General features: G+C 50.6%; 9 protein-coding genes (1 of these 9 only partly in view). 2 read left to right on the plus strand and 7 right to left on the minus strand.

Annotated elements, in window-relative coordinates:
- From QVE43_RS09560 to QVE43_RS09590, 7 genes are all read right to left on the minus strand, one after another.
- A partial coding sequence (locus QVE43_RS09560; RefSeq protein ID WP_288006548.1) for a hypothetical protein occupies window positions 1-218 on the minus strand: 218 nt, incomplete at its 3' end.
- 40 nt (window positions 219-258) lie between these two features.
- Window positions 259-654: a hypothetical protein gene (locus tag QVE43_RS09565; RefSeq protein ID WP_288006550.1), complete on the minus strand. Its 396-nt coding sequence runs from the start codon at window positions 652-654 to the stop codon at window positions 259-261.
- Between the two features lies 1 nt (window position 655).
- Entirely contained in the window at window positions 656-1,078 is a 423-nt protein-coding gene (locus QVE43_RS09570) for a hypothetical protein (RefSeq protein WP_288006551.1), read from the minus strand.
- A gap of 4 nt (window positions 1,079-1,082) precedes the next feature.
- The gene (locus QVE43_RS09575) at window positions 1,083-1,403 is read right to left on the minus strand and encodes a hypothetical protein (protein WP_288006554.1); all 321 of its coding nucleotides are present in this window, start codon (window positions 1,401-1,403) and stop codon (window positions 1,083-1,085) included.
- Window positions 1,367-1,774 carry a hypothetical protein gene (locus tag QVE43_RS09580; RefSeq protein ID WP_288006557.1) on the minus strand — a complete coding sequence of 136 codons (408 nt, stop codon included), beginning with the start codon at window positions 1,772-1,774 and terminating at the stop codon, window positions 1,367-1,369. Before QVE43_RS09580 ends, QVE43_RS09575 begins: the two co-directional genes overlap by 37 nt.
- Entirely contained in the window at window positions 1,765-2,616 is an 852-nt protein-coding gene (locus tag QVE43_RS09585) for an AAA family ATPase (protein WP_288006560.1), read from the minus strand. Before QVE43_RS09585 ends, QVE43_RS09580 begins: the two co-directional genes overlap by 10 nt.
- Before the next feature lie 51 nt (window positions 2,617-2,667).
- Window positions 2,668-4,476, minus strand: coding sequence for a hypothetical protein (locus QVE43_RS09590; protein WP_288006563.1), 1,809 nt, complete (start codon window positions 4,474-4,476; stop codon window positions 2,668-2,670).
- A gap of 486 nt (window positions 4,477-4,962) precedes the next feature.
- On the opposite strand from QVE43_RS09590, the gene QVE43_RS09595 reads away from it, so the two are divergent.
- Window positions 4,963-5,415 carry a S24 family peptidase gene (locus QVE43_RS09595; RefSeq protein WP_288006566.1) on the plus strand — a complete coding sequence of 151 codons (453 nt, stop codon included), beginning with the start codon at window positions 4,963-4,965 and terminating at the stop codon, window positions 5,413-5,415.
- Between the two features lie 395 nt (window positions 5,416-5,810).
- Window positions 5,811-7,500: the 5' portion of a molecular chaperone HtpG gene (gene htpG / locus QVE43_RS09600; protein ID WP_288007642.1), read on the plus strand. Its footprint extends 41 nt past the window's final position; 1,690 of the gene's 1,731 nt are visible here — the first part of the coding sequence; it begins with the start codon at window positions 5,811-5,813; its stop codon lies beyond the right edge, outside the window.

A 7,500-nucleotide genomic window follows, 5' to 3' on the forward strand; every position in this document is an offset into this window, starting at 1 on the left:
GCTTCCGGGCTTATGTAGCGGTTACCGAAATAAACCCGGCTGATACGCTCCTCCAGCTGGCGGTTCAGATTGCGCAGGGCGTTGCGCAAACCCGAGTCGGTGATGATGTTTGAGGTGCGCACCTCGTCTACGTAGTCCTGCAGGCACAGCAGCAGCCCGCATACGGCAACGATGCAGCGGATGTCTTCTACCGGTGGTTGTTTTTTATTCTTGCTCATAAGTAGAAAGGGTTTAAAGCCCCCTTGCGGGGGGCTTGGTTTACTTCTGAATCACATGATAAACGCGCGTGTCGAGGCTTAGCCCGAATTCATTCTCAAAGGTCTGTGCCAAGTCGGCGTCTTCGAAGAGCTCAAGCACACGCGGCTCTATGAGCTCGCGGCGCAAGTGAATTAGATTAGGGTATTGGAGCGCAAATGCGTCCATATCGAACCGCTTGGGCACCTGCAGGCGGGTGCGCTCCACGCGGCGCACCTTGGCGCTGCCCACGGTGGCGGTTTTGCCTTGGAAGAGCTTTTGTTGCGTACATTCTTCCACGATTTCGCCTTCAAGCTCTTTCAAAGCGTGGTGCAAAGCGGCGATTTCTTCTTTCAGCTCGAAGTACTTTTCTACTTTCTTCTCGAGTTGCGCAATCGGTGATTTTGATTTGAACAGCATATCATCTATCGTTTTTTGGGTTTTGAATACTCATTTGCCGGCGGCGCTGCTCGAACGCACGCGCCTCTATCTTGTCTAAATGATTGTTGAGAGCCCGCAGCTCCTCTGCCGTGAAGTCGTTCAGGCTGCGCACGCCCTCGCGTAGCTTGAAGCCTTTGATTTTCGTACAGAAGTCGAAGACTTCCTCAGCCGTGACCCCTTGCTTGAACTTGATTTTAGACACCTTTGCGAAAAGGCGGCGGCGTTGGCGGTTCATGCTTTTCGCCAGCTCGCCGAGGCGAGCCACTGCGTCGGCAAGCTCGGCGTCAATGAGTTCGTGCAGGCTGTTTTTGCCGTATGTTTTGCGCAACCACACATTCTTTTCGGTGTTGGTGCGTTTCAAGAGCAGCGCTGCCTTGCGTCGCATTTGGGCTTCCCAACTCATTTTATCACTTTTTACAGCTTCGTTTGTGCCCGCTGAGCGCCTGACGGCTCGCGAACTTGCGCCCGCAGGCACAGGTGTAAGGCTTGAACTCAGCTTTTTTTTGTTTCTTTTCGGGGGTTGTGGCTTTAGCTTCCGCCTCTGATACATTCTTCGTGGCAGGCTTGGCGCCGGCAGGGGGCATGCCCAGGGCACCGCGCAAAAAGGCAAACAGGTCGTTTTCACCTTCACGAAGGGCGCGCGAAAGCGCCGCTTCTATGTATATCTTCTGCCGCACGGCTGACTCCTGCTTCAGGGCATGTAGTAAAAGCTCTTTTGCTGTCTCCATAGGGCGTTGAAGTCTTTTTTGAGTTGTTTCAATTCGTTTTCAGTGAGTTCGTTCAGCCGCACCGTGCCGGGCGCTACGAAACGGTATTTGCGCGCGTGGCGCAGCAGCTCGGCTTCGGGCAGCTCGGCTTTGTCAAGTGCCCGACGGGCGGCGGCATACACCGCCATTTCCAGCCGCTTGCGGCGACACGCTTCGGCGTGCAGGCGCCGGCAAAGGTCCAGCATCTGCGCTTTTTTAAGCGCTTTCAAAGCACATCCGTAGATGTCTTTCACATACAAATCGCCTTCGTAGTACGAATAGCCCAACATGTTGAAATACACACGGGCAAGCTTCCTAAGCTGACGCTTGGTTCTGTTTTGTGTTATGTCCATAGCAGCTCTGTTTTTTTGCGTTCTACAAGTGTTCTAAGGGTTCGGTAGTCGCCGTTGCCAAGGCTGCGCACGATTTCGGCAATCACCTCGGGGGCTGTGATGCCGTTGGCAACGCAAACGGCTTCGATGTCTTTTTTTGTAATAGGGCGTAGTTGCAGAAACTCACGCCCGCAGCGGCTGAACAGCTCTACATAGCCTATTTTGTTTCTGTCCACCCGCCGGCGAAGCTCTTCGCGCAGGCATACCGCCCCGCAAAGCACAAACCCACAGCGTCCCTCAGTAGCGTCGTAGAGGGTTTTGAAGACATCGAAGACGCCGCCGAGTATCTTGTCGAATTCGTCGAAGATGACCAGCGGCTTGTCAAGCGTATTCAGCGCGTCAATGAGGGCATCGAACAGCTCGGCAATAGAGCCCGAAGCCTGCACGCCCACGGCGGCGCAAAGCTTTCGCAGCAGCACCTTTTGCGTAAAAAAGCGCTCGCATTGCACATAGAATACGTTCTTGTTGTGCAAAGCGTACTGCCGCAAGGCGAAGCTCTTGCCCGCGCCGGCGTCATAAGCAATGAGCTTGGCTATGCCGCTTTGCTGCGCCAAGGCGCAATAGCTTGTCACAAGCTTGAAATTCGTGGTCTCAGCCGCCTGCCAGCCTTGGCTGTAGCCCACGGCGGCGGCTATCTTGCGCCATGCCTGCTCGCTGATGTTCTCCCAGTTGCCGTTCAGCAACTGCGATACCAGCGCCGCCGACACGCCCGCACGCTTGGCAAAGCGGCTCTGCGAAAGCGACAGCCCGCTCAGGTGCAGCCCAAGCGCTTCACGAATGGCTTGTTTTTGTGTGTCGTTCATAGTATATTTGGTTTTGGTTTGTGACTACTTATCCGGCAGGGTCGTGTCCGTTTAGGCGCGTCCCTGCTTTTTTAGTGTTTCGTAGTATTTCAAATAGAAGTCTTCTTCTTCCTCGTTTTCAGGGGATTCAATACCTCGCTTCGCCTGCTCATACAACAGGTCTATGTCTTCGTCATTGAGGGTTTTCAGTAGCCCCGCACGCAGGCGCATCAGCTCTGCCAAGTCATCTTTGTGCTCCTGTGAGCGCTCGCTACGCGCAGCCGGTATCTCGGGCGCAGATTGCAGCTCTATAGCCTCGCCATCGATGAGGGCAAAGTATTTATCGCCCCAGCAGGCGATTTCTATATTCAATCGCTCATCTAAGCGATAAGCGCTTTCTTTGTCCTTAGCTATCAGATACTTACCAAAGGCATAGCAACCGCCGCGGTGAGTAGTGGCGCGGCGTTCGCCCAGTACCGCCGCCAGCACCGCCGGCTCCTGCTTCAACAGCCCCTCAGCCAAAGGCGCCGTAAGCGGGTGCTTTTCGTTCCACGCTTTTATAAGCTCCGCCATGAAGGCATCTATTTCAGACACCCGCAGAGCCGCCTTACTGTGCTGCTCATGCGCCTCCAGCCTGTAGGCCTTCGTGCGCGCATAGTGCCGCCCGCGGAACAAAGCCGGGTATTTTTTTCGAAGTATGTCGTATTTCAATGAACGAATGTCATATTCCGCGTACTTTGGCAGCGGGTTTTTTGGTATAATGCTCACGTCGCGGAACAGCGCCCGCAGCGTGTCTTTTTCAAGGGCTTTCAAAAGGTTGCTTTCACCCTGCAGCTCGCCCGGCATGAAGCCCTGCAGCGCGGGGTTGCGAAGGGTGTTGCGCAGTGCCTCAAGGAAGAGCGCCGTGTTCTTCTCAAAACTCCATGCATAACCGATGCAGTGGCGCGTAGCTACGTCAAAGAACAGATACGCCTTCAGCTTGCGCCCGCCTTCCACCGCTACCGGTACGTCCCAGTCGTCGCAGGTAACCAGCTCGAGCGCTTTTTCAGGGCGGCGGCGCCGTACCTGCGGCAGGTGAGCGCCCAGGCGCGTGCTGTCTTCGTAAAGCACCGCAAACAGCCGCTGCACACGCGGCGACATGTACCACCTGTAAATGGTCATGTAGCTCAACGACCGGTAGCCCTCCGCTTCTATGATTTCGCCGGTGTCGCGCTTCACCACACTCAAGCGCCCGGCAAGGAATTCGTTATAAAGCTCGAACACATCGTGCGCCGTGGGCTTTTGAGCAGCCCCGCGCAACAGATACTCAAGCAATTGCTTGTGTTTTTCGTCAAGTTTTTTTGCGTTATATTTGCTTATTTTCTTTCGCTTGTCCACAAGCGCTTCCACGCCCTCGGCTTTGTAGCGACGCAGCAGCCGCAAAAGCGAAGGCACAGAATTTATTTCAAGCTTGTCGCCCACAGCCTTCACAAACAGCCGGTAAAAGTCTGTTTTATTCAGCCCCAGCGTGCGCGCCTCGAACCCCGCAAGCCAGCGCAGCCACGCAGCGCGCCGCGCGGCGTGTAGCCCTGCACGCACCTCTTCCTCCACATCAAAAGCAGGGCGCTGCGCACGCAAAAACTCCACCACCGCCGCCTCACGCTCGTCTTTAATATCGTTTTCAAGCGCCTTTAAAGCCTCTTTAAACAGCGATTGATGCCGCTTCGAAAGCGTGTCGTAGCGTAAAAGCATTTCACGCCCCGCACCTGCCGTCACCACATCGCGCCACGCTTTGCGCTTCCGGGAAATACTTTGCACAATACTGTCGGCTTTTAAGCCCACAGCTTCAAAATCCTCAATACTAATCCATATGTAGCCGTCCTGTTTGTGCATTTTATGCATTGAGTAGCTCTTTGTTTTGCCTTAGCTCTTTTGATAAGCAGCGCCAGCACGGCACGCGAGCGGGCGCTGCGCACGGCGCGCTGCCCTTCCAGAATGTACTTCACATAGCGAGGGCTTACACCCACCGCCGCCGCAATCGCACTTATGTCGCTTTTCAGCAAAAAATTTTTCAATACCTCACGGCGTCTCTCTGTAAGTCGCATACTTTTTGTAGTTTCAAGTTCTAATCGCTTGAACAAATATAAGTAGAAAAAAATCTACAAACAATAAAATTGTAGAAAAAAATATACAATGAAAAAAGAAAATATTGTAACACAGAGACTTAGAAAGTTTATTGAGAGTAAAAACCTAAGTATTAGAGAGTTTGAACGCTCTATATCTGTGGCAAATGCTACTATAGCGAATGCTATCAAAAACAATACAAGCATAAGAAGCGATATACTGTATAAAATTTTCTACAAATACCCTGAATTAAACCCTAACTACTTGTTTGGTAGAAGTGATGAGATGATACAATTGAGCGTAGAGCAAAAGCCGGGAAAATTGAGCGGAAACAGCATACCATTGCTACCCACGTATGCAATAGCCGGCGAAAGCCTTTTCAGCGAAGTCATTTCGCACAACAACATAGAAGACTACTTACGCATCCCCAACGTGCGCGCCGATTTCGCAGTACCGGTATCGGGCGAAAGCATGCACCCCTACTATCGCGCCGGCGACATCATTGCCTGCAAAATCATAAAAGACGCCTCGTTTTTCCAATGGGGGCGTGTGTACCTGCTCAACACGCGCCAAGGGCTCATGCTCAAGCGTATCTACCCGGGCTCAAACGGCAATGTGCGCTGTGTATCCTATAACTCCGATTACCCTCCATTCGAACTACCACAAGAAGACATACTTTCCGTTGCGGTCGTCGTGGCGCTCGTACGTATAGAATAAAATTGTACTTTTTTAAGAAGCCGCTTCTTACTTTGTGTCTCAAAGTGTTACCAAAAGTGTTACCTTTGAGATTCAAAGTGTTACCAAAAATGTTACCAAGTTAACAGTATCAAGTATTTTATTTTGTTTTAAGCGCAAAGCAAGGCAAAGAAAAAAGCACCGGTACCAAGAAGTACCGGTGCATGCAAAAGTGCCTTATAACCGCTTTAAAAGGCGTTTACGCTTCATCTAAAGTTCAAGCGCAATGCAATTCAAGCAGCCAAATAATGTTCTAAATTTTGCGGGCAATTCACGCAAAATTCATTTTTTTGTCATTTTGTTTGAAAACAAAACCCCCTCAGCAGCTCAAAAAATGCGCTTTTTTTTGTCATTTTGTTTGTTAGCCCAACCATGAAATATTCTTGCGTGAGCTGGTATCGAATGGCGTGGACGCCTGCCAAAAATTAAAACGCTTGGCGTCGATAGGGGAGTTTCAAGGTGAATTGGGCGAGCTAAAAGTAGAGGTCATCTTAGATAAAGAGGGCAAAAAAATCATTGTAAAAGACAACGGCATAGGCATGACCCCCGAAGAGGTGAAGAAGTACATCAACCAAGTGGCTTTTTCGGGGGCTGCCGAGTTTGTACAGCGCTATAAAGAAGCCGGCAATGACATCATAGGTAAGTTCGGATTGGGCTTTTATTCTGCCTTCATGGTAGCCGACGAAGTAGAGCTTATCACCAAGTCCTATAAAGAGGAAGCACCGGCAGTCAAATGGCGTTGTGCGGGTGATACGCACTTTGAAATAGAAGAAGCCACAAAACAAGAGCGTGGCACAGAGGTGATTCTGCACATAGGCAAAGAAGGCGAGGAGTTTCTCAACAAATTCCGCTTGCAGGAAATACTGGACAAGTACGCACGCTTTTTGCCCGTTCCTGTGTGGTTCGATGGCAAGCAAATCAACGACACTGAGCCTCTGTGGGTAAAATCGCCCCAAGATTTAAAGGACGAAGATTATTTGAGCTTCTACAAGCAACTTTTCCCCTTTGCCGAAGACCCACTGTTTTGGATTCATCTGAATGTTGACTATCCTTTTACCTTGACGGGCATTCTTTACTTCCCGAAAATCACCAGCCAGTTCGACATACAAAAAAGCCGCATACAACTCTACTGCCGGCAGGTGTTCATTACCGATGAAGTGCGCGACATTGTACCCGAATATCTCATGTTGCTTCATGGCGTCATCGACTCGCCCGACATACCGCTAAATGTATCGCGCAGCTACCTGCAGTCCGACAGCAACGTGCGCAAAATCAATCAGTACATCACCAAGAAGGTAGCCGAAAAACTACAAGAGCTCTTCAACAAAGACCGCAAAGCCTTTGAAGAAAAGTGGGAAGGGCTTGGGCTGTTCGTAAAATATGGGATGATTACCGATGACAAGTTTTTTGAAAAGGCGCAAAAGTTCTGTTTGCTCAAAAACACCGAAGGGCAATACTTTACCATTGATGAATACAAACAAAAAATAGAAGCCGTTCAAAAAGACAAACACGGTACCATCATAGCGCTTTATGCACAAGACACCGATAAACAATATACTTACATTGAAGCGGCACGCAAGCGCGGATACGATGTGTTGTTGATGGATGGCATCTTGGATGCGCATTTTATTCAGCGTTTAGAAATAAAGCTCGACGCTTTCCGCTTTAAGCGCGTGGACGCTGACTCTGTGGAGAAGCTCATCGAAAAAGACGATACCAACGCCACGCATGCACTCACCAAAGAAGAAGAGGAAAAAATCATCAAGCTCTTCAAGGAAACCCTTCAAGACGACAAGCTGAATATCAAGGTAGAAGCGCTGTCAATACATGACCTGCCGGTAGTGATTACCTTGCCGGAGTTCATTCGCCGGATGAAAGAAATGTCACAGTTGCAGGGGCAGCCCATCAAGCACTTGCCTTCCGATTGGCAAATCATTATCAACGGTAACCACACCTTTATACAAAAAGTATTGCAAGAGCCCGATGCCGAGCGTCAAAAATTATTGGTTCGCCATGCTTACGACCTGGCACTGCTCTCGCAAGGGCAGTTGCAGGGTAAACCCTTGC

Origin of the sequence: Thermonema sp. (genome assembly GCF_026003375.1) — a bacterium.
Lineage (GTDB): Bacteria > Bacteroidota > Bacteroidia > Cytophagales > Thermonemataceae > Thermonema > Thermonema rossianum.